General features: G+C 36.2%; 23 protein-coding genes, 5 tRNA genes and 3 rRNA genes. 18 read left to right on the plus strand and 13 right to left on the minus strand.

Going from position 1 to position 26,883, the window contains the following annotated elements; genetic code table 11:
- Positions 1-5: 5 nt before the first annotated feature.
- From R2782_RS11980 to R2782_RS11990, 3 genes are read right to left on the minus strand one after another with little or no spacing between them, the layout of a single operon-like run.
- Positions 6-347, minus strand: coding sequence for a DUF5615 family PIN-like protein (locus R2782_RS11980; protein WP_371268494.1), 342 nt, complete (start codon positions 345-347; stop codon positions 6-8).
- Positions 348-581 carry a DUF433 domain-containing protein gene (locus R2782_RS11985; RefSeq protein WP_371268495.1) on the minus strand — a complete coding sequence of 78 codons (234 nt, stop codon included), beginning with the start codon at positions 579-581 and terminating at the stop codon, positions 348-350.
- A gap of 44 nt (positions 582-625) precedes the next feature.
- A complete protein-coding gene (locus R2782_RS11990) occupies positions 626-883 on the minus strand; it encodes a (2Fe-2S) ferredoxin domain-containing protein (protein ID WP_371268496.1) in 258 nt (85 codons plus the stop codon).
- A 247-nt stretch (positions 884-1,130) separates the two neighbouring features.
- Here R2782_RS11990 and R2782_RS11995 point away from each other — a divergent pair, with 247 nt between their 5' ends.
- Complete coding sequence (locus R2782_RS11995) at positions 1,131-2,195, plus strand: DUF3810 domain-containing protein (protein ID WP_371268497.1); 1,065 nt, start codon at positions 1,131-1,133, stop codon at positions 2,193-2,195.
- A 59-nt stretch (positions 2,196-2,254) separates the two neighbouring features.
- Here the strand turns inward: R2782_RS11995 and R2782_RS12000 are convergent, their stop codons facing one another.
- Complete coding sequence (locus tag R2782_RS12000) at positions 2,255-3,559, minus strand: NAD(P)/FAD-dependent oxidoreductase (RefSeq protein WP_371268498.1); 1,305 nt, start codon at positions 3,557-3,559, stop codon at positions 2,255-2,257.
- Between the two features lie 414 nt (positions 3,560-3,973).
- Here R2782_RS12000 and R2782_RS12005 point away from each other — a divergent pair, with 414 nt between their 5' ends.
- The 3 genes from R2782_RS12005 to R2782_RS12015 are packed head-to-tail and all read left to right on the plus strand — an operon-like array spanning position 3,974 to position 5,973.
- Positions 3,974-4,468 carry an RNA polymerase sigma factor gene (locus R2782_RS12005; protein WP_026711703.1) on the plus strand — a complete coding sequence of 165 codons (495 nt, stop codon included), beginning with the start codon at positions 3,974-3,976 and terminating at the stop codon, positions 4,466-4,468.
- Positions 4,469-4,474: 6 nt separating this feature from the next.
- Positions 4,475-5,116, plus strand: a complete 642-nt coding sequence (locus R2782_RS12010) for a hypothetical protein (protein WP_371268499.1) — start codon at positions 4,475-4,477, stop codon at positions 5,114-5,116.
- Positions 5,117-5,118: 2 nt separating this feature from the next.
- Entirely contained in the window at positions 5,119-5,973 is an 855-nt protein-coding gene (locus tag R2782_RS12015) for a TraB/GumN family protein (protein WP_371268500.1), read from the plus strand.
- On the opposite strand, the gene R2782_RS12020 is transcribed toward R2782_RS12015, so the two are convergent.
- Together R2782_RS12020 and R2782_RS12025 are read right to left on the minus strand one after the other, a co-directional pair.
- The gene (locus tag R2782_RS12020) at positions 5,970-6,773 is read right to left on the minus strand and encodes a lysophospholipid acyltransferase family protein (protein ID WP_371268501.1); all 804 of its coding nucleotides are present in this window, start codon (positions 6,771-6,773) and stop codon (positions 5,970-5,972) included. The two genes, R2782_RS12015 and R2782_RS12020, sit on opposite strands and share 4 nt — an antisense overlap.
- Before the next feature lie 51 nt (positions 6,774-6,824).
- On the minus strand, positions 6,825-7,463 hold the full coding sequence (locus R2782_RS12025; RefSeq protein ID WP_371268502.1) for a CoA pyrophosphatase: 639 nt from the start codon (positions 7,461-7,463) through the stop codon (positions 6,825-6,827).
- On the opposite strand from R2782_RS12025, the gene R2782_RS12030 reads away from it, so the two are divergent.
- Both R2782_RS12030 and R2782_RS12035 read left to right on the plus strand, forming a co-directional pair.
- Positions 7,452-8,156, plus strand: coding sequence for a peptidylprolyl isomerase (locus R2782_RS12030; RefSeq protein WP_371268503.1), 705 nt, complete (start codon positions 7,452-7,454; stop codon positions 8,154-8,156). The two genes, R2782_RS12025 and R2782_RS12030, sit on opposite strands and share 12 nt — an antisense overlap.
- A complete protein-coding gene (locus tag R2782_RS12035; RefSeq protein ID WP_371268504.1) occupies positions 8,156-8,599 on the plus strand; it encodes a DUF4268 domain-containing protein in 444 nt (147 codons plus the stop codon). The genes R2782_RS12030 and R2782_RS12035 overlap by 1 nt, the downstream gene beginning before the upstream one ends.
- A gap of 318 nt (positions 8,600-8,917) precedes the next feature.
- On the opposite strand, the gene rrf is transcribed toward R2782_RS12035, so the two are convergent.
- From rrf to R2782_RS12060, 5 genes are all read right to left on the minus strand, one after another.
- A 5S ribosomal RNA gene (gene rrf / locus R2782_RS12040) occupies positions 8,918-9,026 on the minus strand.
- 172 nt (positions 9,027-9,198) lie between these two features.
- Positions 9,199-12,051, minus strand: a 23S ribosomal RNA gene (locus R2782_RS12045).
- A gap of 227 nt (positions 12,052-12,278) precedes the next feature.
- Positions 12,279-12,351: transfer RNA gene (locus R2782_RS12050), tRNA-Ala, on the minus strand.
- Positions 12,352-12,441: 90 nt separating this feature from the next.
- Positions 12,442-12,515: transfer RNA gene (locus R2782_RS12055), tRNA-Ile, on the minus strand.
- Positions 12,516-12,597: 82 nt separating this feature from the next.
- A 16S ribosomal RNA gene (locus R2782_RS12060) occupies positions 12,598-14,102 on the minus strand.
- Together the 16S, 23S and 5S rRNA genes with 2 tRNA genes alongside form the textbook arrangement of a ribosomal RNA operon.
- Before the next feature lie 887 nt (positions 14,103-14,989).
- On the opposite strand from R2782_RS12060, the gene thrS reads away from it, so the two are divergent.
- The 5 genes from thrS to R2782_RS12085 all read left to right on the plus strand — a co-directional run bounded on the left by thrS (position 14,990) and on the right by R2782_RS12085 (position 19,048).
- Positions 14,990-16,936, plus strand: coding sequence for a threonine--tRNA ligase (thrS, locus tag R2782_RS12065; RefSeq protein WP_371268505.1), 1,947 nt, complete (start codon positions 14,990-14,992; stop codon positions 16,934-16,936).
- A 23-nt stretch (positions 16,937-16,959) separates the two neighbouring features.
- Positions 16,960-17,508: a translation initiation factor IF-3 gene (gene infC / locus R2782_RS12070; RefSeq protein WP_371268526.1), complete on the plus strand. Its 549-nt coding sequence runs from the start codon at positions 16,960-16,962 to the stop codon at positions 17,506-17,508.
- Positions 17,509-17,616: 108 nt separating this feature from the next.
- Positions 17,617-17,814 (plus strand): 50S ribosomal protein L35, encoded by a 198-nt coding sequence (rpmI, locus tag R2782_RS12075; RefSeq protein WP_371268506.1) that lies wholly within the window; start codon positions 17,617-17,619, stop codon positions 17,812-17,814.
- Positions 17,815-17,975: 161 nt separating this feature from the next.
- Positions 17,976-18,320, plus strand: coding sequence for a 50S ribosomal protein L20 (gene rplT / locus R2782_RS12080; protein WP_371268507.1), 345 nt, complete (start codon positions 17,976-17,978; stop codon positions 18,318-18,320).
- A gap of 227 nt (positions 18,321-18,547) precedes the next feature.
- Positions 18,548-19,048 carry a phosphoribosyltransferase domain-containing protein gene (locus tag R2782_RS12085; RefSeq protein ID WP_371268508.1) on the plus strand — a complete coding sequence of 167 codons (501 nt, stop codon included), beginning with the start codon at positions 18,548-18,550 and terminating at the stop codon, positions 19,046-19,048.
- On the opposite strand, the gene R2782_RS12090 is transcribed toward R2782_RS12085, so the two are convergent.
- A complete protein-coding gene (locus R2782_RS12090; RefSeq protein ID WP_371268509.1) occupies positions 19,037-19,558 on the minus strand; it encodes a shikimate kinase in 522 nt (173 codons plus the stop codon). The genes R2782_RS12085 and R2782_RS12090 overlap by 12 nt on opposite strands.
- Before the next feature lie 125 nt (positions 19,559-19,683).
- Between R2782_RS12090 and R2782_RS12095 the strand changes: the two genes are divergently transcribed.
- The 7 genes from R2782_RS12095 (at position 19,684) to R2782_RS12125 (ending at position 23,908) form a co-directional block, all read left to right on the plus strand.
- Positions 19,684-19,756, plus strand: a tRNA-Lys gene (locus tag R2782_RS12095).
- 29 nt (positions 19,757-19,785) lie between these two features.
- Positions 19,786-19,858, plus strand: a tRNA-Lys gene (locus tag R2782_RS12100).
- Between the two features lie 37 nt (positions 19,859-19,895).
- A tRNA-Leu gene (locus R2782_RS12105) sits at positions 19,896-19,977 on the plus strand.
- Positions 19,978-20,181: 204 nt separating this feature from the next.
- The gene (locus R2782_RS12110; protein WP_371268510.1) at positions 20,182-21,078 is read left to right on the plus strand and encodes a MerR family transcriptional regulator; all 897 of its coding nucleotides are present in this window, start codon (positions 20,182-20,184) and stop codon (positions 21,076-21,078) included.
- 54 nt (positions 21,079-21,132) lie between these two features.
- A complete protein-coding gene (locus R2782_RS12115; RefSeq protein ID WP_371268511.1) occupies positions 21,133-22,617 on the plus strand; it encodes a phytoene desaturase family protein in 1,485 nt (494 codons plus the stop codon).
- Complete coding sequence (locus R2782_RS12120) at positions 22,614-23,453, plus strand: phytoene/squalene synthase family protein (protein ID WP_371268512.1); 840 nt, start codon at positions 22,614-22,616, stop codon at positions 23,451-23,453. The genes R2782_RS12115 and R2782_RS12120 overlap by 4 nt, the downstream gene beginning before the upstream one ends.
- A 2-nt stretch (positions 23,454-23,455) precedes the next feature.
- Positions 23,456-23,908: a beta-carotene hydroxylase gene (locus tag R2782_RS12125; RefSeq protein WP_371268513.1), complete on the plus strand. Its 453-nt coding sequence runs from the start codon at positions 23,456-23,458 to the stop codon at positions 23,906-23,908.
- A gap of 65 nt (positions 23,909-23,973) precedes the next feature.
- Here R2782_RS12125 and carB read toward each other — a convergent pair whose 3' ends face one another.
- On the minus strand, positions 23,974-26,826 hold the full coding sequence (gene carB / locus R2782_RS12130) for a carbamoyl-phosphate synthase large subunit (protein ID WP_371268514.1): 2,853 nt from the start codon (positions 26,824-26,826) through the stop codon (positions 23,974-23,976).
- Positions 26,827-26,883: the final 57 nt, after the last annotated feature.

A 26,883-nucleotide genomic window follows, 5' to 3' on the forward strand; every position in this document is an offset into this window, starting at 1 on the left:
AGTTTTTAGTTAATTCCTTCAACTCTATCTACAAAAACGTTTACTAATTTATGAGTATCATTTATTTCTAAAGTATGTTTCCAAAGTTTATTCATTGTAGCAAAAAATTCATTCATTTTCATATTTCCAAAACGAATATGAATCACTTTTGGAGGTGGTTCGTGCAATAGAATTTTATTGGAAAAATCAACATCCTTTGTAATAATCGTCAAATTATTATTTTTAGCATACTGCCAAATTTCTTCATCGGATGATTGATCATTAATATCTTTTTGATGAATAAACTCTTCTGAATTCCAAAGTGAAAAATAATAAGGAAGATTTACATCAATCAAATATTTAACCATTTAAGCTACTTTTTTGATGGTGTAATTTCTATTCATCAAAGCGGAGGCAAATTTCAAGCAAGCATCTATATCTTCCATTTCCAAAGATGGATATTGCCTTAAAACTTCATCTTTTGTTTCTCCCGCTCCTAAAAATTCTAAAATTGTTTGCACAGAAATTCGCAATCCTCGAATGGTTGGTTTACCATTACAAAGTTTGTCATCAATTGTAATTCTGTCTGAAATATATTCCATTGGAACTTATTTTTTGAATTACAAAGTTACAAAAAAACGAGTGATTATGCGATATGCTTTTCGAAGAGTTTTTTAGCATCCTTTTTAGAAACTTTGCCCACACATTCTTTTTTGTGGATACACAAAACAGGAGCTTGTTTACACATGCCTTGGCATTTCATTTTTTCAATCGCAACTTTTTCTTTTAAGCCATTGTCTTTTACCAAGTCTTTCAGACAATCTTTGATTTCTTTGTTGTATTTACAGCATTTTTTGCCGTCGCAGAAATAAATTACTTTTTCCGATTTTTTTGCTTTTCCCATGATTGAAAAATGATGTCACAAAAGTAAAAATATTATTCTTATTTATTCTAAATAAATAAGTTAATTTTTTTGTTAGATTTTTAGATTGTTGGATTGTTAGAATGAAAGACTGGATGGAAAAGGATTTTTAGATTATCGGATTATTAGAATGAAAGACTTGGCGGAAATCTAATAATCTACTAATCAAACATTCAAACAATCTAAAAATCCAAAGATCGAACAATCCAAAATCTCTATCTTTACATCCATGATGATTCAAAAAAAATACATTCTTCCACTATTCCTTTTAATACAAATCATTGTATTAAAAATCGCTTCATTATTTCCAAAATTTATAGAAGAATATTACAGTAATGGAATGTACCCAATTATTTCAAAAATTTCGAGAACCACGTTTGGATTTACGTCGATTTCCATTGGTGATTTACTTTACGGAATCGTTTTGTTTTTAGTTTTCCGATGGTTTTGGAAGGTGCGAAAAACGTGGAAAACCAATTGGAAAGACAATTTGTTGAAAGTCGCAAGTTTTGCTTCTGTTTTTTATTTTCTGTTTCATTTGTTGTGGGCAACCAATTATCATCGGATTCCGATGTATGTAAAATTAGAAATCGATAAAGAATATTCAACCGAAGAATTAGAAGCTTTTACCATAAAATTGCTTAAAAAAACCAATGCAATTCATAAACAAATTACAAAAAATGATTCTGTGAAAGTGGTCGTTCCCTACTCTACTGAAGAAATTTTTAACTTGAGTTTAAAAAGCTATACTTCTGTTGAAAAAGAATTTCCTTTTCTATTGTATGAAAAGCCAAGTATCAAACCCTCATTAATCAGTGTACCGCTGAGTTATATGGGATTTGGCGGTTATTTGAATCCATTTACCAATGAAGCTCAAGTGAATGATTGTTTGCCGAAGTATAATTTTCCAACTACTACGTTGCACGAAATGGCTCATCAAATTGGATATGCCAGCGAAAGCGAAGCCAATTTTATCGGGTTTTTAGCTTCTATCAAAAGTGATGATCTTTACTTTCAATATTCCGGTTATAGTTTTGCGGTGAAACATTGCCTACGAAATTTAGAACGCATCGAAGAAGGGCGAAGTGAAAAATTTCTACCATTACTCAATCTCGGAGTTATCAAAAACTTTGAAGAAAGCAAACAATTCCATGAAGAATATAAAACGTTTTTAGAACCGATTTTCAAAACCTTTTACGACAACTTCTTAAAATTCAACCAACAAAAAGACGGGTTGGAAGGCTATAGCAAATTTGTGGGATTGATGATTGGGATGGAGAGAAGTATGGAGTAAGGAGTTATTAGTTGGGAGAATTACTCCATACCACCTACTCCAAACTAATAACTATCAACTTAAATTTCATCCGCCACAAAAGACGTCACATTTTTCTTTTTAAAAGGTCTGATAATTAATCGTCCTTCGCGGTCTAAACGGATATAATTATAAATCCAATTGGTTAACACAACTGCTTTGTTTTTAAATCCAATAAGCGAAAATAAATGCACAAAAATCCAAACAAACCAAGCAAATACGCCACTAAAATGAAACTTCGGTAAATCCACAACAGCTTTGTTTCTGCCGATGGTTGCCATCGAACCTTTGTCGCTGTAAACAAAAGGCTTGAGAGGTTGCTTATTAATTTTTTTGACAATATTTTCTCCCAACCATTTACCTTGTTGCATGGCCGGTTGTGCCATCATCGGATGACCTTTTGGATATTGCTCAGTCATCATCGCCGCAATATCTCCGATAGCAAAAATGTTTTCGTAGCCTTCAACTTGGTTAAATTCATTTACTTTCAAGCGTTCAGCACGTGGAATTACCGCATTGGAATCAATTCCGGCCGGTAAAGCACCTTGCACTCCGGCTGTCCAAATCACCGTGGCCGAATTAAACGTTAAATCGGTATTGGTAGTCACTGTACTACCGTCGTAACCGGTCACACGAACATTTTTCCACACATTTACGCCCAAATTGATAAGAAAATCTTCTGCTTCTTGCGATGATTTTTCGCTCATCGTATCCAAAATTCGCTCTCCGGATTGAATGAGGTTGATTTGCATTTTTCGCACATCCAAATCAGGATAATCTTTTGGGAGAATAGCTTTTTTCATTTCGGCCAAAGCTCCGGCCAATTCAACTCCGGTGGGTCCGCCACCCACAAGCACGAAATTAATCAAACTGTGTCGGTCGTGAATATCGTTGGTCAACAATGCTTGTTCAAAATTTTCGAGAATCAAACTGCGAATGTTGAGTGATTGCGGAATGGTTTTCATTGCCACACTGTTTCTTTCAATTTCTTTGTTGCCAAAAAAATTGGTTTTGGAACCGGTAGCTAACACCAAATAATCGTATCGCAATTCGCCAATGTCGGCTTTTACTTTTTGATTTTGGGTATCGATTTCGTTGACAAAACCTAAACGAAAATAAAAGTTTTGGTATTCCTGAACTACTTTCCGAATGGGATAAGCGATGGAACCGGCTTCGAGTCCGCCCGTGGCGACTTGATACAAAAGCGGTTGAAAAGTATGATAATTATGTTTGTCAATTAAGACGACTTGCACCCGTTTATTTTTGAGGCTTTTGGCGAGTGCAATTCCGGCAAATCCGCCACCGATGATGACGATTCTGGGAAGATTGGTATTTGGGATATTCATAGTTTTGAGTTACTGAGTTGCTGAATTAATCAGCCACTGAGATTTTTGTATGACAAAGATAGTTGATTTTAACATTTGATGAATTACTCGTTTTTTTGATAGATCAAAATTTAACTGAATTTTATCATTTTTGGGTTTGTGATTTTACCATGAAGAAGACAAGGCACGAAGTATCGGAAAACCTGAAACTTGAAACTTGAAACTTTTCAACCACAACTTTTAGCCCCGATAGGAGTGGAAAGCCTTTTGCAGGATTGTTTTATTTTTTCTTGGCAAAAAAAAGCGACCAAAGGAAGCTCTTTTTTTACCTTAGAAAAAAGCAACAAGACAAAAAAGCTTGGAACGGATAGCGGGAATAGCTTCTGAAAAAATACTATCTTGTAACAAATTTCACCATCCGACTACTAACACAGCATGAGTAATTCACTAGAGCAATCTTTTGTTACCCAATTAAAGGAAAATCAGAACATCGTTCACAAGATTTGTCGTTTGTACACATCGGGTGAAGATGCTCATAATGATTTATTCCAAGAAATTACCATCCAGTTGTGGAAGGCTTATCCAAAATTTAGAGGCGACTCGAAATTTTCGACTTGGGCGTATCGTGTCGGGTTAAATACTGCGATTACATTATATCGAAAAAGTACCCGATCAATTGCTACAACAGACATGGAAGGCAAAAAACAGTTCATTGCACCGGATGATTATAATTTCGAAGAAGAAGAACAAATTAAATTGTTATACAAAGCCGTGCAACAATTGAATGATATTGAAAAAGCGTTGGTGTTTATGTATTTAGAGGATAAGGATTATGAAGAAATTGCCGAAACGTTAGGTATCAGCGAGGTGAATGCACGAGTGAAAATGAATAGAATTAAAGGAAAATTAAAAAAAATCGTTAATCCATAAGTAATTATGACTGAGGAATTGGATTTATTAAAAAAAGCTTGGCGAAACGACCCACATGCTTACGAGCAGGTGACGGAAAACCAAATTTATAAAATGATTCACAAACGATCATCTTCCATAGTGAAATGGATTTTGATGATTAGTATTGCTGAGTTAATTTTATGGGCATGCATAAGTTTGTTTACTGTGGATGAAGATTACCTGAAAACTTTAGAAATGTATCACATTGACAGCTTATTTAAAGTATTAACCGTTGTAAATTATATTATTGTTTTTATTTTTATTTACAAGTTTTATAAAAACTTTAAAACGATATCCTCAACCGATACAATAAAAAAATTAATGCGTTCCATTATTAGAACCAGAAAAACTGTTCAATATTATATTTGGTACAATTTAGCAATGTTTGCCGTTATTTTTATCATTGTAGTTATTTCGCAAATTATTTATGACCCAAATATTAATTCAGTTTTAGAAAACACAAAAGATAGCAATCCCCAGGCCTTTTGGATAGTGATTGGACTAACCTATTTTGTGTTATTTACCGTTACACTAGGATTATTCTGGTTGTTCTATCGTTTAATCTACGGTTTTTTAATGAGAAGACTCCTCAAAAATTATGAAGAATTAAAAAAAATAGACTTTTAATCATGAAAAAAATAGGACTATTAATTTTATTTGTCATATCACATCAGACTTTTGGACAATCTTTAGAAAAAACACTTTTGTGGAAAATAACCGGAAATGAAATCAAAGAGACTTCCTTCCTATTCGGCACCATTCACATTACTTGTAAAGAGGAATTACCTGTCAAAGTTATTCATGCATTAAAGGAAACCAAACAGCTTTATTTAGAATTAGATATGGATGACCCTTCGCTGCAAATGGCAATGATGAATGGTATGATGATGAAAGAAGGCACCACTATGAGTTCTTTAGCCACAAAAGAAGATTTTAGAATTGTTGATGATTTTTTAAAAAAACAACTCGGTCTATCTGCCCAAATGCTAAACTCCATCAAACCTTTTATGGTAAGTGCTATGCTTTATCCTAAAATGATTGATTGTGAAATGAAATCAGTTGAAGAAGGTTTGGTTTCCTTATCCAAAGAACAAAATGAAGAAATTTATGGTTTAGAAACAATTGATGAGCAACTGGCTGTTTTCGATGCAATTCCTTACGAAGTACAAATGAACGAATTAATTAAGTCGGCAAAAAACAACTTAGAAGGGGATAAGTCAGAAATCGATTTGCTTTTCGAAACCTATCAATCGGAAGATATTGAAGCGATGATAACCTTAATGAGAACTTCTGAAAATGAAATTAGCTCAAAATTCGAAACGATAATGTTAACTGAAAGAAATAAAAAATGGGTTCCCAGAATAATTAGTATTGCAAAAGAAAAACCTACTTTTTTTGGGGTTGGTGCCGGCCACCTTGGTGGTGAAAATGGCGTAATAAATTTACTCCGTAAAGCAGGTTATAAAGTAGATCCTGTTTTTTAATATTCCCACATTCTCTTTTTGTCTAATTCTTTCTGTTCCTCTAAGACCTCAATAGGAATTACCTTTAACATAGAAGGGTGTTGCTCTATGGCATATTCAATTTTTTCTACAATCGATTCAATTGATTCATTATCATAATCAATCTGAAGTGGTTCTTTAATCACCATTGACTGAAGAATTCCTTTTTTCTTGATGCGAAGTCCTTTTCGATCAAATGAACGTCTAAAACCGTCAATAACAATCGGAACAACAATGGGTTTATGTTGTTTAATGATGTGTGCTGTTCCTTTGCGAACGGGTTTGAAAGACCGAGTTGTTCCTTGAGGAAATGTAATTACCCAACCGTCGTCTAACGCCATTTTGATGTTCTCTGTATCATTAGGATTAACTTCTCTTTTAATATCCTTTCCTTTCGCACGCCAAGTTCGCTCAACTGTAATTGCTCCGGCATAAGCTAGAATGCGGGGTAGCAAACCTTCTTTCATTGTTTCACTTGCAGCAACATAATAGATATTTAACTTGGGACTCCACAAATAACCTACATTTTTAATCGTATCTACACGTCCGCTCAAACTTGCATTAAAAACGTGAAACATTGCTACAACATCGGCAAAATAAGTTTGATGATTAGAGATAAACAAAACTCCTTCTTGTGGAAGGTTCTTCAAAATTTCCGAACCCTCAATTTGCATTTCATTAAAACCTCTGTAACGTTGATGCGTCATGACTCCAAAAATACGGATGAGCCATTTTTTTAAAAACAATATATGACCGAAAGGATTTCTTTTAAACAATCCCATAATCGTTTTGAATTGGTAAAATTGAATGCGAATGTATAAAAATCAAATCAATTATAGTACCTTTTTAATAGTTTCTTTTAACTCACTCATCATCATAGCGGTCGCTCCCCAAACGATGTGCTCCTTTACTAAAAAAGCCGGCACATCTATTTCATTTGCATAGGACGTCGTCAATTTACGCATAACTACATTACTATCATCTAAAAAATCGTTCATAGAAAGTTCAATGATATCTGCTACTTCATTCTCTTGTCTGACGAAATTTAACTCTTGCGTACTTATTCCCAAAAAAGGTGAAACCAAAAAATTACTCGGAGGTATATATACTTCTGTAAATGATTTTATAATTTCAACATACATTCGATTTACACCGATTTCTTCTTCTGCTTCACGTAGAGCAGTGTGAGCTAATGAATCATCTTCTAATTCAACTTTTCCACCTGGAAAGGCTATTTGTGAAGAATGAACACCGGGATAGGTATTCCTCACTATCAACACTATATGTGTTTCATTATTTTTGGGATAAACCAGCATCAACACTGCTGCTTTTTTGGGTTGTAAGGAATCATAGTTTATTGCTCTCATCAACTCATGCCTGAATAATGGTGTCATTTTTAAATGAGCACTTGTAGCAGGAAGTGATTCTTTTGCTATTTTTGGAACATATTTTAAAAAACTATGAAATTCCATAAAGCCTTCATTTTTTTTAGCTTTTTCGCATTCGTTTCATGTAAAAATAAGATTAAAGATACTACAGAAAAAAATAGAGAGCAAAAAAATAATACAGTTCAGTCTATAAATAATACGTCAAAACCAAAATATGATTTAGAAACTATTGTACTTACAGATGAAAATGTAGTTGATTTTTTAACATGGTATGGATTGCAAAACCCAGAAAACAAAGTACTTATTTCGACAGAATATGGAAATATCGAAGTAGAACTATCTGACAAAACACCTTTACACAGAGCCAATTTTATTTATTTAGTGAAAAAAAAATATTTTAATACAACCTATTTTCACCGAGTGGTTAAAAATTTTATTATTCAGGGCGGAAGTTCTGATGAATCCATTACTAAAAAAGATAGAAAAAGTATTGGCAAGTACCTCATTCCTTCTGAATTCAATAAGACACTTAAACACCATTACGGAGCATTGGCAGCAGCAAGATTATGGGAAGACAACCCTCATAAACTTAGCAATCCCTTTGAATTCTATCTCGTTCAAAATAAAAATGGAGCCCACCACCTTGATAATGAACACACTGTTTTCGGAAAAATAACAAAAGGATTTGAAGTCATGAATATAATTGCCTCCCAAGAAACAGATAAGAAGGAATTTCCATTATTAAATATCAAAATCAAAATAAGCATTGTCAACTAATGTTCAGTAAAGAAGAAGCACAAAAAATAAAACGTGAATTTTGGATAACTTTTGCTCAAGAATACCCTAAAAAGTGGTTGCTTTACAATACCAAGATTAAAGATGTAACCTTTAAATTTCATGTCGATAACAAAAAAGCGATGGTTTCTTTAGATATTGAATCCAAAGACGAAGAACACCGCAAAATCTACTATGAGAAAATAGAATCGCTCAAAACTATATTGTTAGAAAACTATTTGCAAGATGCCTACTTCGAGAAAAATTACAACTTAGATAACGGAAAAATAATCAGCCGCATTTGGGTCGAAATCAATAACATCAGCATCAACAACAAATCCACTTGGAAGACAATTTTCAGTTTTTTTGCTGTGAAAATGGAGTCTTTTGAATACTTTTTCTACGAACACGAAGATTATATAAAAAGCCTTGATATAAACATCTAATTCAATTTAAGCATTCCCCTTCAACAAGTACAAATTTCGGGTCGGGCTATTATTCGTCGTTAGTGTTCCTCTCTGTGGGCTTTGTGCTGCTATCCCTGATGCAAACATTCAGTATATAAAGCTTTTAAAAAAGCACACTGCTAAGCTCTAAATCAACCTAAGACGAGTGCCTTTCTTTGATTCAGGCAAAACTAAAACAAAAAATCCCCATTCGCTCTAGTGAATGAGGATTCTCAAAAGAAGGCGGCGACACGAGCCTTGCGACTGCGACGCCCTATAAAAAAATAGGGTTATCCTATTTGGACAACCCTACTCAAAAGAAGGCGGCGACATACTCTCCCACAAAATGCAGTACCATCTGCGCAGGCGGGCTTAACTTCTCTGTTCGGAATGGGAAGAGGTGAGCCCCGCCGCAATAACCACCTTAAATTTTTAGTTTTCAGTTCTCAGCTTACAGTAATCAGTTTTCACTACTTACTCCTAACTCTCAACTCCTAACTATCTCGTTATAAAACGAGGCTAATATCTTAACATACTGGATAAAAATTAATGTTGTAGAAAAGGTTTTCATCCCCCGACTTGCATCAGGGGAACTTTATTCACATAAGCTTACGGGTTATTAGTACTACTCGACTATGACATTACTGCCTTTACATCTATAGCCTATCAACGTGGTCATCTTCCACGACCCTTTAAAGAAATCTCATCTTGTGGTGGGTTTCGCGCTATATGCTTTCAGCGCTTATCCCTTCCAAACGTAGCTACTCTGCGGTGCTCCTGGCGGAACAACAGATACACCAGCGGTTTGTCCAATTCGGTCCTCTCGTACTAGAATCAGATCCACTCAAATTTCTAACGCCCGCAGTAGATAGAGACCGAACTGTCCACGACGTTCTGAACCCAGCTCGCGTGCCACTTTAATGGGCGGAGCAGCCCAACCCTGGGACCTTCTCCAGCCCAGGATGTGACGAGCCGACATCGAGGTGCCAAACCCCTGTCGATATGAGCTCTGGGGGAGATCAGCCTGTTATCCCCGGCGTACCTTTTATCCTTTGAGCGATGGCCCTTCCATGCGGAACCACCGGATCACTATGCTCTACTTTCGTACCTGATCGACCTGTATGTCTCACAGTCAAGCACCCTTATGCTATTGCACTCTACGCACGGTTACCAAGCGTGCTGAGGGACCTTTAAAGCCTCCGTTACTCTTTGGAGGCGACCACCCCAGTCAAACTACCCGCAAGCAATGTCCCCGCCTTAGACGGGTTAGACCTCAGATAAACAAGGTGGTATTTCAACAATGACTCCACAACGCCTGGCGACGCCGCTTACAGTCTCCCACCTATCCTACATCACTTATCCAAGACCAATACTAAGCTATAGTAAAGGTGCACAGGGTCTTTTCGTCCCACTGCGGGTAATCGGCATCTTCACCGATACTACAATTTCACCGAGCTCATGGCTGAGACAGTGTCCAGATCGTTACACCATTCGTGCAGGTCGGAACTTACCCGACAAGGAATTTCGCTACCTTAGGACCGTTATAGTTACGGCCGCCGTTTACTGGGGCTTCAATTCAATGCTTCTCCGAAGATAACATCTCCTCTTAACCTTCCAGCACCGGGCAGGTGTCAGGCCCTATACCTCATCTTACGATTTTGCAGAGCCCTGTGTTTTTGATAAACAGTCGCCTGGACCTTTTCACTGCGGCCTCTATTGCTAGAGGCGACCTTTCTCCCGAAGTTACAGGTCTATTTTGCCTAATTCCTTAGCCATGAATCTCTCGAGCACCTTAGGATTCTCTCCTCGACTACCTGTGTCGGTTTACGGTACGGGTACTTATTATCTAAGTTTAGAAGCTTTTCTTGGCAGCCTTTAGGTACACTATCTCTTTGTCCGAAGACTCCGAGTACTATCAGTCTTTGCCACAATCTACGGATTTGCCTATAAATCGTTTAGCTACAACCTTCAACGGACACTTCCGTCAGTCCGCGGTACTTTCACCACTGCGTCACTCCATCACAATAATAAGTAGTACGGGAATATTAACCCGTTGGCCATCGACTTCCCCTTTCGGGTGTGCCTTAGGTCCCGACTAACGCAGCTGATTAGCATAGCTGCGGAAACCTTAATCTTTCGGTGGCGGTGTTTCTCGCACCGCTTATCGTTACTTATGCCTACATTTTCTTTTCTATACGGTCCAGCATAGCTCACGCTACACCTTCAACCCACATAGAATGCTCCCCTACCACTTGTATTACTACAAATCCATAGCTTCGGTAGTATGCTTATGCCCGATTATTATCCATGCTCGTCCGCTCGACTAGTGAGCTGTTACGCACTCTTTAAATGAATGGCTGCTTCCAAGCCAACATCCTAGCTGTCTGGGCAGACAAACCTCGTTTTTTCAACTTAGCATACATTTGGGGACCTTAGCTGATGGTCTGGGTTCTTTCCCTCTCGGACTTGGACCTTAGCACCGAAGCCCTCCTGCTGATAAACATTATATAGCATTCGAGTTTGTCAGGAATTGGTAGGCGGTGAAGCGCATCCAATCAGTGGCTCTACCTCTATATAACTTTACGATCAGCGCTGCACCTAAATGCATTTCGGGGAGTACGAGCTATTTCCGAGTTTGATTGGCCTTTCACCCCTACCCACAGGTCATCCGAGGCTTTTCAACGTCAACCGGTTCGGACCTCCACTATGTGTTACCACAGCTTCATCCTGCCCATGGGTAGATCACACGGTTTCGCGTCTAACACTACCGACTAATTCGCCCTATTCAGACTCGCTTTCGCTACGGATCCGTGACTGAATCACTTAACCTTGCCGGCAACGTTAACTCGTAGGCTCATTATGCAAAAGGCACGCCGTCACAGATAATTCTGCTCCGACCGCTTGTAAGCGTATGGTTTCAGGATCTATTTCACTCCGTTATTCACGGTTCTTTTCACCTTTCCTTCACAGTACTGGTTCACTATCGGTCTCTCAGAGTATTTAGCCTTAGCGGATGGTCCCGCCAAATTCAGACAGGGTTTCACGTGCCCCGCCCTACTCAGGATACCACTATCCTTATCCTCTTACTTATACGGGACTATCACCCTCTTTGGTCTACCTTTCCAAGTAGTTCTAATTCAATTAGCAAGAAATGTCGTGGTCCTACAACCCCAAAATTGCCGTAACAACTCTGGTTTGGGCTAATCCGCGTTCGCTCGCCACTACTTACGGAATCACTTTTTGTTTTCTTCTCCTCCGCCTACTTAGATGTTTCAGTTCAGCGGGTTTGCTCACTATCGGTGTAATGCATCTTCAATGCATTGGGTTGCCCCATTCGGATATCTACGGATCATCTCGTGTGTGCCAATCCCCGTAGCTTTTCGCGAGCTTATCACGTCCTTCTTCGCCTCTGAGAGCCTAGGCATCCCCATACGCCCTTATTTTGCTTATGTGCCGCCTTGCTATTTTCATAACAAGACCTTTCTGTAAAATCGTAACATTGTCACGACTCTACTCTATTATTATATAATCGTAAATAATTACAATTATATGTGTTTTCTACTTTTTAAATGTTTTTTATCTCAATATGTCAATGAACTTTTTCTAGTCATTAGTCCGCAGTAATTAGCACTTAGTCAAAAGACTAAGGACTATTTACTCATTACTATTCACTAGAATATGGAGAATATCGGAGTCGAACCGGTGACCTCCTGCGTGCAAGGCAGGCGCTCTAGCCAGCTGAGCTAATCCCCGCTTTCAGTGATTAGTTAACAGTTATCAGTTAACAGTAACTAAAACGGTTAGCCAACCTCCAGAATTTCCTTTAAGCTTCTTAAAAATAGTAGTCCCGCCCAGACTCGAACTGGGGACCCCTACATTATCAGTGTAGTACTCTAACCAGCTGAGCTACGAGACTCTGTATTTTGCTTTTGTTTTATTTTGAACTAACAGCGAGAGTAAATTAATCTTAAAAATTCCTATCCTTCTTTTGTCTCTAGAAAGGAGGTGTTCCAGCCGCACCTTCCGGTACGGCTACCTTGTTACGACTTAGCCCCAGTTACTAGTTTTACCCTAGGCAGCTCCTTACGGTCACCGACTTCAGGTACCCCCAGCTTCCATGGCTTGACGGGCGGTGTGTACAAGGCCCGGGAACGTATTCACCGGATCATGGCTGATATCCGATTACTAGCGATTCCAGCTTCACGGAGTCGAGTTGCAGACTCCGATCCGAACTGAGATAGGTTTTATAGATTCGCTCCAACTTGCGTTGTGGCTGCTCTCTGTACCTACCATTGTAGCACGTGTGTAGCCCAAGGCGTAAGGGCCGTGATGATTTGACGTCATCCCCACCTTCCTCACGGTTTGCACCGGCAGTCTTGCTAGAGTTCCCGACCTTACTCGCTGGCAACTAACAACAGGGGTTGCGCTCGTTATAGGACTTAACCTGACACCTCACGGCACGAGCTGACGACAACCATGCAGCACCTTGTAAAGTGTCCGAAGAAAATCCTGTTTCCAGAACTGTCACTCTACATTTAAGCCTTGGTAAGGTTCCTCGCGTATCATCGAATTAAACCACATGCTCCACCGCTTGTGCGGGCCCCCGTCAATTCCTTTGAGTTTCAAACTTGCGTTCGTACTCCCCAGGTGGGATACTTATCACTTTCGCTTAGCCACTCAGATAAATCCGAACAGCTAGTATCCATCGTTTACGGCGTGGACTACCAGGGTATCTAATCCTGTTCGCTCCCCACGCTTTCGTCCATCAGCGTCAATCGTTTGTTAGTAACCTGCCTTCGCAATTGGTATTCCATGTAATATCTAAGCATTTCACCGCTACACTACATATTCTAGTTACTTCACAAAAATTCAAGCCCTACAGTATCAATGGCAGTTTCCTAGTTGAGCTAGGAGATTTCACCACTGACTTATAAGGCCGCCTACGGACCCTTTAAACCCAATGATTCCGGATAACGCTTGGATCCTCCGTATTACCGCGGCTGCTGGCACGGAGTTAGCCGATCTTATTCTTACGGTACCGTCAAGTTCCGACACGTCGGAGTGTTTCTTCCCGTATAAAGCAGTTTACAATCCATAGGACCGTCTTCCTGCACGCGGCATGGCTGGGTCAGGCTTCCGCCCATTGCCCAATATTCCTCCTGCTGCCTCCGTAGGAGTCTGGTCCGTGTCTCCAGTACCAGTGTGGGATCTCCTCTCAGGACCCCTACCCATCATCGTCTTGGTAAGCCGTTACCTTACCAACTAACTAATGGGACGCATGCTCATCTTGTACCGCCGAAACTTTAATAGTCAAATGATGCGTCAACTATACCATGGGGCATTAATCCAATTTCTCTGGGCTATTCCCTGTACAAGGTAGATTGCATACGCGTTACGCACCCGTGCGCCGGTCTCTAGTAAGCAAGCTTACTATACCCCTCGACTTGCATGTGTTAGGCCGCCGCTAGCGTTCATCCTGAGCCAGGATCAAACTCTTCATCGTATATTGTTCGTTTGGTTATATTAACCAAACTGTTTTTAGACAAAGATTACTAGTCTTTTCTTAATCTCTCGATTAACCTTCTCTCTCTTTTTTCAATTAAACATCACTGTCTAATTGTGCTGTCAATCAATATGTCTATGAACGTATCTACTTATTTTATTCTGCTTGTCTCTCGGGTGCAAAAGTACAACTTCTTTTGATTAGGCAAACTTTTCGAAAAAAAATTTATTTTTCTTTTTCCCTTTTTCTAAACCCTGATTTTGGCATTTGCGGAGGGCAAAGATATTACTCTTTCTACTCTCCTACCAAATCTTTTATAGATTTTTTCTCACAATATACTATGCTGAACATCGCCCCTTATTGCGGGTGCAAAAGTAGCACTCTTTTTCGCCTTTCAAAATCTTTTTTAAACTCTTTTAATCTTTTTTTTAACTCGCTGAATCTGAGACGAAAATAAACGAAAGTTTTTTTTCTTTGAGGTTTTAGCTGGTGGGCTTAAAGTTGCAGGGGTGGGTTGGTGGAAAACTTTATTTCGCACGGAAAACACAAAATACACAGAAAAGGATTGCTTCACAATGGTTGATTGTTTTTACCACTAAGAAATCAAAACACGAAGCTTTGAAACTTGAAACTTCTTTTTATCTCTGCTACCCCTAGCCCCGATTGAAATGGAAAGCCTAGTGAAGGATTGATGTATGTTTTCTTGGCGAAAAAAAGCGACCAACGGAAGCTCTTTTGGTCTTAGAAAAAAAACAACAAGACAAACAAGCTTGGAATGCAAAGCGGGAAATAGCTTCTGGAAAATAAAAATCTTATTTTAATATTACTTATATATATTGTATGGGATTTTGTAATCTTATATATTTGCAGTCCATAAAATTTTAGGCATGTTAAGAATTAGTTTACCTGACGGTTCAGTTAAGGAGTTTGAGAGGAATTCGACTCCGATGGATGTTGCGAGAAGTATAAGTGAAGGTTTGGCAAGAAATGTGATTTCTGCGTCCTATAACGGCACTATTGTAGAAACAACGACGGAACTGACCACCGACGGTTCACTTATATTATATACGTGGAATGATAAGGAAGGTAAAAAGGCTTTTTGGCATTCGACTTCGCACGTGATGGCTCAGGTTTTAGAGGAGCAATATCCAGGAATTAAGCTAACACTTGGACCAGCAATTGATAATGGGTTTTATTATGATGTAGATTTTGGTGATAAAAAAATTACAGAAGCCGATTTTAAAGCCATTGAGGATCGTGTTTTAGAGATTTCGAGAGAAAAACATGAGTTTAAAATGCGTTCGGTTTCGAAAGCGGAGGCTTTGGAAGTATATAAAAATAATGAATATAAGACGGAATTGATTTCTAATTTAGAAGACGGTACGATTACATTTTGTGATCATTCTAATTTCTTTGACTTATGTCGTGGTGGCCATATTCCTAATACGGGATTAATTAAGGCTATGAAAATCATGAGTGTTGCCGGAGCTTATTGGCGAGGTGATGAAAAAAATAAGCAATTGACTCGCGTTTATGGCATCTCGTTTCCTAAACAAAAAGAACTGACGGAATATTTAGAATTACTGGAAGAAGCGAAACGCAGAGATCACAGAAAATTAGGAAAAGAGCTAGACTTATTCGCTTTTTCACAAAAAGTGGGTCAAGGTTTGCCGTTATGGTTACCCAAAGGAGCTGCATTACGTGACCGCTTGGAACAATTTTTAAAAAAAGCACAAAAGAAAGCTGGCTATGAGCAAGTGGTAACACCTCATATTGGTCAGAAAGAGCTTTATGTTACTTCGGGACATTATGCAAAATATGGTGCTGATAGTTTTCAGCCAATTCACACGCCGGCAGAAGGCGAAGAATTTTTGTTAAAGCCAATGAATTGTCCGCACCACTGTGAAATCTACAACACCAGGCCTTGGAGTTATAAAGATTTACCGAAGCGATATGCGGAATTTGGAACAGTTTATCGATATGAGCAAAGTGGTGAATTACATGGTTTGACACGGGTTCGCGGTTTTACTCAGGATGATGCCCATATATTTTGCACTCCGGAGCAATTAGATGCTGAGTTTAAAAATGTCATCGATCTAGTGCTTTATGTGTTCGGTTCTCTAGGATTTGAAAATTTTACTGCTCAAATTTCTTTGAGAGATCAAGAAAACAGAGATAAATATATAGGTAGTGATGAAAATTGGGAAAAAGCCGAAAATGCAATAATTAATGCGGCTCGAGACAAAGGTTTGAATACAGTTGTGGAATATGGAGAAGCAGCCTTTTACGGTCCTAAATTAGACTTTATGGTGAAAGATGCCTTGGGAAGGCAGTGGCAACTAGGAACAATTCAAGTTGATTATAATTTACCGGAGCGATTTGAATTAAGTTACAAAGGAGCAGACAACGAAATGCATCGTCCGGTGATGATTCATCGAGCACCTTTTGGATCTATGGAGCGTTTTATTGCGATTTTATTAGAACATACTGCAGGAAATTTCCCACTATGGCTAATGCCTGAGCAAGCTATAATCTTGTCTTTGAGCGAGAAATATGAAAATTATGCTCAAAAAGTTTTAACTTTGCTAGAAAATAACGAAATTCGCGGCCTAATTGACAATAGAAATGAAACTATTGGAAAGAAAATAAGGGATGCGGAAGTTAAAAAAATTCCGTTTATGATTATTGTAGGTGAAGAGGAAGAGAAAAATAACACCATTTCTGTTAGAAGACATGGTCAAGAAGGGAAAGGCAACATTTCGGTAACAGTAGAAGAATTTGCTGAAATTGTAGCGAATGAAATTAGCAAAACATTAAAACCATTTATTGTTTAACTTAAAATTTTAAAGTCATAGCAATTAGAAACAACAGAGGGTATCAACCCAGAGTAGAAAAAAAGGAAACTCATAGGATAAATAATTCAATTAGAGTTCCTGAAGTACGGTTGGTTGGTGAAAACATAGAACCGGGTGTTTACAAAATAACCGAAGCTTTGCGATTAGCAGAGGAGTTAGAGGTAGATTTGGTCGAGATTTCGCCAAATGCAGAACCTCCCGTTTGTAAATTAATGGATTACGGCAAATTCATTTATGAGCAAAAGAAAAGAGAAAAAATGCTCAAAGCCAAATCAACACAAATTGTTGTAAAAGAAATTCGATTTGGACCTCAAACAGATGAACATGACTACGAATTTAAAAAGAAAAATGCAGAAAAGTTCTTGAGAGAAGGTGCAAAGTTAAAAGCTTTTGTATTCTTCAAGGGACGTTCTATTATATATAAAGAACAAGGTCAAATTCTATTGTTAAGATTAGCTCAAGATTTAGAAGAACTTGGAAAAGTGGAAGCTTTACCGGTTTTAGAAGGTAAGCGAATGATTATGTATATCGCTCCTAAGAAGAAGAAATAAGTTGCTGAGCAACTGAGATTCTGAGTTACTGAGTTTACTTTCCGTTACTTAGTCACTCAGAAACTAAAAATAGTAAGTAAGTTAAATCACAAATAAATTTGGGAAATTATGCCTAAAATGAAAACAAAATCCAGTGCTAAGAAGCGTTTTAAAGTAACCGGTTCTGGAAAAATCAAGAGAAAGCACGCTTTCAAAAGTCATATTTTGACTAAAAAATCTAAAAAGCGAAAATTAGCTTTAACACATTCAGCGTTAGTACATTCATCTGACATGAAAAGTGTAAAAGAACAATTAAGGATAATCTAAGTATCCAGTCACAGTCACGGTAAACAGTTTAAAACTGTTAACTGAGACTGAAAACTGAGAACTTTTACCCTTTAGGTTAAAACAATTTAATAACCTTGGAGTATGGCTAACAAGTTCCCTTGATTTAATTCGGGACGCCTGCTACAAAAAACAAGAAAATTATGCCAAGATCAGTAAATTCAGTTGCTAAAAGAGCAAGAAGAAAAAAAGTATTAAAGCAAGCCAAAGGTTTCTTTGGTAGACGTAAAAACGTTTGGACGGTAGCTAAAAACGCGGTTGAAAAAGCCATGATTTATGCTTACCGTGACAGAAAACAAAACAAGAGAAACTTCCGATCATTGTGGATTATGCGTATTAATGCTGGTGCCCGAATGGAAGGAATGAGTTATTCACAATTTATTGGAAAAGTAAAATCTAACGGTATTGAATTAAACCGTAAGGTACTTGCTGATTTAGCAATGAATCATCCGGAAGCTTTTAAAGCTATTGTGAAAAAAGTTAAATAAACGTTTTTATAACCCGATTCAACTTACTTAACATAAAGAGTTACCTTAAATGGTAACTCTTTTTATTTTATTCTTTCTGATTAAAATTCTTTTACATTCAACTTCTATAGTCTTGTTCAAAACCGAATCTGATATTAATTCATATAGTTTGTATTTTCATTATTAAAAATACTTTCATATTACATTTTTCTTGTGGGATTATCTTCATATATTTGAAATAAAAAACGATGCCTCAAATTACAATTCTTACTCATCAGGAAATTGAGCAAAAGATCAAGCGAATTGCCTATCAAATATATGAAACTTTTGTTGACGAAAAAGTAATTGTATTAGCCGGAATTACCAAAAACGGTTATATTTTAGCTGAAAAATTGGCAAAAGAACTCAATAAAATTTCTTCATTAGAAATTGAATTATGTGAAGTAAAAATTAATAAAAATAATCCGTTTGAACCCATTACCACTTCACTTTCAAAAGATGAATACCGAAATAAAGGATTGGTTTTAATAGATGATGTGTTACACTCCGGAACAACTTTAGTGTATGGAGTAAGACACTTTTTGGATGTACCGTTAAAGAAATTTAAAACCGCTGTTTTGGTTGACAGAAACCATAAAAAATACCCTGTAAAAGCTGACTTTAAAGGTATTTCACTTTCGACTTCCCTGCACGAACACGTACATGTTATTTTTGAGCAGAACACAAGTTATGCTTATTTAAGTAATTAAATTCTTGATTTCATTTACAACCTCTTGTATTGATTTGCCATCCGTTACAACAATGTGTTTGGCTTGATGGTAATAAAAACTTCTGTCAAAAAGGTGTTTTGCTATAAACTCTTCGAGTTCTTCCTCTTTTACATTTGAAATTAACGGTCTGGCTAACTTTTCCTCTTTTAAACGTTTTTTTAGCTCTCCAACAGAAGTCTTTAAATAAATTGAAATAATATCATGATTTTGTAAAAAAAGGTGGTTATTCGCATAGCAAGGGGTTCCTCCACCCAAACTCAAAACAAAATCATTCTTTGTGGTCACAATTTGCTTCAAAACAAGGTGTTCTACTTTTCTAAAATACAACTCTCCATTAGTTTCAAAAATAGAAGTAATTGATTTGTTTTCTTGTTTTTCAACAAAATCGTCTAAATCAAAATACTGAATTTGTAATTCATTTGCTAGTTTTGATCCTATTATTGTTTTACCTGAACCCATGTATCCAAGCAAAATTATTTTTTTTTTCATAATAAATCCTTGTATAATAGTACATTAAAAAAGTTTAATGTAAAAATCCAAATTTAAGACAATTTTACTTTGAAAAATAAATAATAAGACCGTATATTTGCACCCGCATTCAAGAAATTGCATTTGACTCGATAGCTCAGTTGGTAGAGCACAACACTTTTAATGTTGGGGTCCTGGGTTCGAGCCCCAGTCGGGTCACAATTATTATTGAAATTTCTAAATGCAATGACTCGATAGCTCAGTTGGTAGAGCACAACACTTTTAATGTTGGGGTCCTGGGTTCGAGCCCCAGTCGGGTCACTATAAAGACGTTGCATGCAACGTCTTTCCTTTTTTTGGCCACGTGGAGAAACTGGTAGACTCGCCATCTTGAGGGGGTGGTGCTGCAAGGCGTATGGGTTCGAATCCCATCGTGGTCACATTCAAATTAATAAACGTTAAGTTTCTCTTAGCGTTTTTTTATTTTACCTCCTTTATCAAATAAAAAACGAGCAAACCGTTTGCTTTTTAACTACACACAGTTGTTTCTTCAGATAAATCAAAATGAATTTTGTAAAAAACACAGGAAAAAATAGTTTATATGAATATTTTTTCTAATTTTGTTTAACAAATTTACATAAAAAATGAACAGTGTTAAAAATGTTTTCAGCATCAAGGACCTTGAAAATTTATCAGGAATAAAAGCACACACGATACGGATTTGGGAAAAACGATATAATGTTTTAGAGCCAATGCGGACTGACACTAATATTCGCTATTACGATTTACCTGCTCTTCAAAAACTTTTAAATATTACACTTCTTCATAATCACGGTTACAAAATATCTAAAATATCGAAACTTACTCCAGACAAGATAACCGTTTTAGTTAGAGAGATTGTTAATGAAAAAAGTGTAAAACATCATGCTATCAATGCTTTTAAAATGGCTATGATGAATTTTGATCAAACACTATTTTTTAAAACTTACAATAATTTATTATCTGAAAAATCATTTCGTGAAATTTTTTATGATATTTTTATTCCATTGATGAATGAAATCGGTTTATTATGGCAATCAGAAACTATTTCGCCAGCTCATGAACATTTTATCAGTTACTTGGTCAAACAAAAAATATTAGTTAATACCGAAAAAATACAATTGTTAGATCCAACAAAAGAAAATAGGGTTTTTGTACTTTTTCTTCCTTTGAATGAAGTTCATGAATTGGGTTTAATGTATCTCAATTATGAGATTATATTAAATGGTTATAAAACAATATATTTAGGAGAAAGTGTTCCTATAGATAGCTTGAAGGATATCAAAAAATATTTTGACAATATTACCTATGTTTCGTATATGACTGTTGAACCCACAAAAGATGAAATAAATAAATACTTGAAGGATATTCATAACGAAATTTTAGAGAGTTCTCATGCTGAATTATGGACAATTGGACGATTAACTGAATTTATTAAGCAAGAAGACCATCCAAACGTAAAAGTTTTTGATTCAATTTTAGAACTAGCAAAAAATTTATAAATTTTACTTAAATCTTTTTTTTGTTTAACATTTTGTATATATTTGTTAAACAATATGAAAAAAGACATTTTTATTATAGGTTCAGGATTTTCATCTTTAGCTGCCGCTTGCTATTTAGCCAAAGCAGGTTGCAAGGTGACTGTTTTTGAAAAAAACGCTACTATAGGTGGAAGAGCCCGTCAGTACAAGAAAGAAGGGTTTACATTTGATATCGGACCAACTTGGTATTGGATGCCCGATGTTTTTGAACGTTTCTTTAACGACTTTCAAAAAAAACCATCTGACTATTACCAACTCATAAAACTATCACCTGCTTATCAAGTTTACTATGGCATAAGAGATTTTATAACCATTGCAGATAATCTACCGGACATCATCAACACTTTTGAAAACATTGAAAAAGGTAGTGGTAGTGAGTTAAAAAAATTTATGGAGCAAGCAAAGACAAACTATGAAATCGCCATAAAAGATTTAGTCTACAGACCCGGTGTTTCTCCTTTAGAATTATTAACCCCAGAAACGGCTTTTAAAATTGGACAATTTATTTCTAATATCAGCAAAGAAGTCAGAAAGCGATTTAAAAATAAAAAATTAATTCAAGTGCTAGAATTTCCCGTATTGTTTTTAGGAGCAAAACCTCAAGATACTCCCGCCTTTTATAGTTTCATGAATTATGCTGACTTTGGTATGGGTACTTGGCATCCGAAAAATGGAATGTACAGTGTTATTCTAGCAATAGAAAAATTAGCTAAAGAACTTGGGGTTACCATTTTAACAAATTCTCCCGTTCAAAAAATTGTAGTTGAAAATAAGAAAACCACCGGAATCATCGTAAACGGTAAAAAAAAGGATTGCGATATCGTATTGAGTGGGGCAGATTATCATCATTCTGAATCACTCTTAGATGCTAATTATAGAAGTTACACTGAAGAATATTGGGGGAAAAAAATATTTGCACCCTCTTCCCTACTTTTCTATGTAGGATTTGACAAAAAAATTGACCACGTTGAACATCATACTCTATTTTTTGATGTTCCTTTTGAAAATCACGCAAAAGCAATTTATGACAACCCTGATTGGCCTGAAGAACCTCTTTTTTATGCCAGTTTTCCTTCCAAAACAGATGATTCTGCAGCTCCACAAGGAAAGGAGGCCGGTATATTTTTAATTCCTCTTGCTCCTGGAATAAAAGATAATGAGGAGATAAGAGAAAAATACTTCACTATTATTATGGATAGATTTGAAAAACTTACCGGTCAAGTTGTTAAAGAAAATATTCTTTTTAAAGCTTCGTATTGTGTAAATGATTTTATCAAAGACTATAATTCATACAAAGGAAATGCGTATGGAATGGCCAATACCTTGTTTCAAACTGCATTTTTAAGACCTAAGTTAAAAAGTAAAAAAGTAGACAACTTATATTTTACAGGTCAACTTACTGTGCCCGGTCCCGGAGTGCCTCCTTCATTAATTTCAGGAAAATTAGTTTCTGAAATGATTTTAAAAAAAGTAAACAAATCTAAAAAAATACTGCTATGAAATCTTTATTTGATACTCTTTCCTATGAATGCAGCAGAAAAGTGACAAAAACGTACAGCACTTCCTTTTCTTCGGCAGTAAAAATGTTAGCCCCATCTATCCGTCAGGATATTTACAATATTTATGGATTTGTTCGGTTAGCAGACGAGATTGTAGATTCTTTCCGTGATTATGACAAAAAAGAACTGTTTGCTTTATTTGAAACAGATTTAAAAAATGCTCTTCGTTATAAAATTAGTTTAAATCCTATATTGAATGCATTTCAACATACAGTAAATCGGTATGCTATTCCTGCCGAATTAATAGATGCTTTTATGGAAAGTATGAAATTAGATTTATATAAAACGGAATACAAAACCACTGAGGAATATCACAATTATATTTATGGTTCGGCCGATGTAGTTGGATTAATGTGCTTGAAAGTTTTTGTAAATGGAAATATTACAAAATATAACGAATTGAAGGAAAGTGCCATGCGATTAGGCTCAGCTTTCCAAAAAGTAAATTTTCTTAGGGATTTAAAAGCTGATTTTGAAGAATTAAACCGTACTTATTTCCCTAATACCGATTTAAATCAATTAGACGAAATAGCAAAACAAAATATTATAACTGAAATTGAAAATGATTTTGAAATTGGCTATATAGGTATTCGAAATCTGCCGATTGAAGCGAAATTTGGTGTATATACTGCATATGTCTATTATAAAAAGTTACTTTCTAAACTTAAAAATACACCTTCATTGTCAATCAAAAATACCAGAATTAGAGTTCCTGACTATGAAAAAGTTGGTCTATTAGCAAAATGCTATTTAAACTATCATTTTAAAATCATTTAATCATGAGCATTTGGATTCATTTATTAGTTTTTTTTCTTACTTTTTTTATGATGGAATTTATGGCGTGGTTTACCCATAAATACGTTATGCATGGTTTTTTATGGCATTTACATGCCGATCATCATAAAAAAGATCATGACTCATGGTTTGAGCGAAATGATGCTTTTTTTATTTTCTATGCTATCGTGAGTATTAGTTTCTTTTTACTATGGAAATATAACATCCTAGAAATCGGATTAGCTATTGGTATTGGAATATTTGCTTACGGTGTTGCATATTTTTTTGTACATGATATTTTTATTCATCAACGCTTTAAGCTATTTAGAAACGCCAATAATATATACGCCAAAGCTGTACGAAGAGCACACAAAATGCATCACAAGCATCTTGGTAAAGAAGATGGCGAATGCTTTGGAATGTTAGTTGTACCTTGGAAATATTTTAAAAACAAATAAAGTATACCAAAAAAATTTGTTTTAAAATAAAAAATCCCAAGTGTTTAATGCTTGGGATTTTTCATTTATTTACTTAAATACATTTTTCGTCTGGAATACAATTCATAGAATTGATCGTCTTTTAAATCGTCGATAAACAAAATACTTTCGCCGGTTGATTTCATTTCAGGTCCTAATTTTTTGTTTACCCCATGGAATTTACTGAAAGAAAAAACAGGTTGCTTAATGGCATAACCTTTAAGTTGTGGATTAAAAGTAAAATCGGTTACTTTATTCTCACCTAACATGATCTTAGTAGCATAATTTACATACGGTTCGCCATACGCTTTCGCAATAAACGGAACCGTTCTGGAAGCTCTTGGATTAGCTTCAATGATGTAAACAATATCATCTTTAATTGCAAATTGAATATTGATTAAGCCAACTGTTTTCAATGCTAGTGCAATTTTTTTAGTATGTTCTTTTATTTGTTGCATAACGAACTCACCCAAGTTAAACGGAGGTAAAGTTGCGTTACTATCACCCGAATGCACACCACAAGGCTCAATATGCTCCATAATCCCAATGATATATACATTTTCACCGTCACAAATGGCATCCGCTTCTGCTTCGATGGCTCCATCTAAATAGTGATCTAAAAGCAGTTTATTACCGGGTATATTTTTTAATAAATCAATCACATGCTCTTCAAGTTCTTGTTTGTTTATAACGATTTTCATGCCTTGTCCACCCAATACATAAGAAGGTCTAACCAACAAAGGAAAATCCAACACATCTGCTAATGCAGCAGCTTGATCTGCGTTTTCTGCAACTCCGAACTTTGGATACGGAATTTTTAATGCTGCCAATAATTCAGAAAAGCGACCTCTATCCTCAGCTAAGTCTAACGCATCGAAACTAGTCCCCAATATTTTAATGCCATAACGATCTAATTTTTCAGCTAGTTTAAGAGCTGTTTGACCTCCTAATTGAACAATTACACCTTCGGGATTTTCATGTTGAATAATATCATAAATATGTTCCCAAAAAACCGGCTCAAAATACAACTTATCAGCAGTATCAAAATCAGTTGAAACTGTTTCCGGATTACAATTAATCATAATGGTTTCATACCCACACTCTTTCGCAGCTAAAACACCATGGACACAGGAATAATCAAATTCGATGCCTTGTCCAATTCGATTAGGTCCCGATCCCAGAACAATCACTTTTTTTCTTTTTGTTACAACACTTTCATTGTGCACATACTTTTCTCCATTGGATGTTTGAATATCAGCCTCAAAAGTTGAGTAATAATAAGGTGTTAAAGCTTTGAACTCTGCGGCACAAGTATCTACTAACTTATACACTCTGTTAATAGCAAGTTCTTTTCTTTTCTTATGTACTTGGCTTTCTAAACAACGAATCATATGCGCAATTTGTCTGTCTGCAAATCCTTTTTGTTTAGCTTCCAACAATAACTCTTTTGGTATAGAATCGATGGAATAATTAGAAATTTCTTTTTCCAATAAATGTAATTCCTCATATTGTTTTAAGAACCACATGTCTATTTTAGTAATCTCATGAATTCTACTTAACGGAATGCCCATTTGAATAGCATCATAAATCACAAAAACGCGATCCCAACTAGCATGCGTCAATTTATCGATTATTTGTTCATAATTTTTATATCCTTTTCCGTCAGCTCCTAAACCATTTCTTTTAATTTCTAATGATTGTGTTGCTTTGTGTAACGCTTCTTGAAAAGAACGCCCAATTCCCATCACTTCACCAACCGATTTCATTTGAAGTCCCAATGTTCTGTCTGAACCTTCAAATTTATCAAAGTTCCATCTGGGAATTTTTACAATAACATAATCAAGTGTAGGTTCAAAAAGAGCAGATGTCGATTTAGTGATTTGATTTTGAAGTTCATCTAAATGGTATCCTAAGGCTAGCTTTGAGGCAATTTTTGCAATCGGATAACCTGTTGCTTTTGAGGCTAAAGCTGAAGAACGAGAAACACGCGGATTAATTTCAATGGCTACAATATCCTCTTTTTCATCAGGAGATACTGCAAACTGTACGTTACAACCTCCCGCAAAATTCCCAATGCTTCGCATCATTAATATGGCCATATCCCTCATCTTTTGAAAAGTAGTATCGGATAATGTCATTGCCGGAGCAACTGTTATACTATCTCCGGTATGAATACCCATTGGATCCATATTTTCGATGGAACAAATTATCACCACATTGTCATTCTTATCCCGAAGGAGTTCCAATTCGTATTCTTTCCAACCCAATAATGCTTTGTCTATGAGCACTTCATGTATTGGAGAAGCCTCTAAACCCCTCGTCAGTAGTTCATCAAAATCTTCTTTTCTATGAACAAAAGCTGCACCGGTTCCACCTAACGTGAACGATGGCCTGATTACTAGAGGAAAACCATATTCTTGAGCAATTTCTTTCCCTTTCAAAAAGGAAGTAGCTGTTTTTGCCGGAGCGGCCCCAACTCCTATTTTTTGTAATAGTTGTTTGAATTGTTCTCTATCTTCGGTAATATTTATAGCGTTAATATCTACCCCGATTAACCTTACATTAAAATCAGCCCAGATTCCTTTTTCATCTGCTTCTAAACATAAATTTAACGCAGTTTGACCTCCCATCGTTGGCAAAACAGCATCAATATTGGGGTGTTTTTTGAGAATTTCAATAATTGATTTTGTGGTTAAGGGTAACAAATAGACATGATCTGCCATCGTTGGATCAGTCATAATTGTTGCCGGATTGGAGTTAATTAAAATTACCTCAATACCTTCTTCTCTGATGGAACGAGCAGCTTGAGATCCTGCGTAATCAAATTCACAGGCTTGTCCAATAACAATTGGACCTGAACCAATAATTAAAACCGATTGAATAGAATTGTCTTTAGGCATGTTGTTGTGTTATAGAAGTTTAGTAGTTTTTAAGTTGACAAGGTATAAAAAAAAGGC

Origin of the sequence: Flavobacterium sp., from assembly GCF_041392085.1 — a bacterium.
GTDB lineage: Bacteria > Bacteroidota > Bacteroidia > Flavobacteriales > Flavobacteriaceae > Flavobacterium.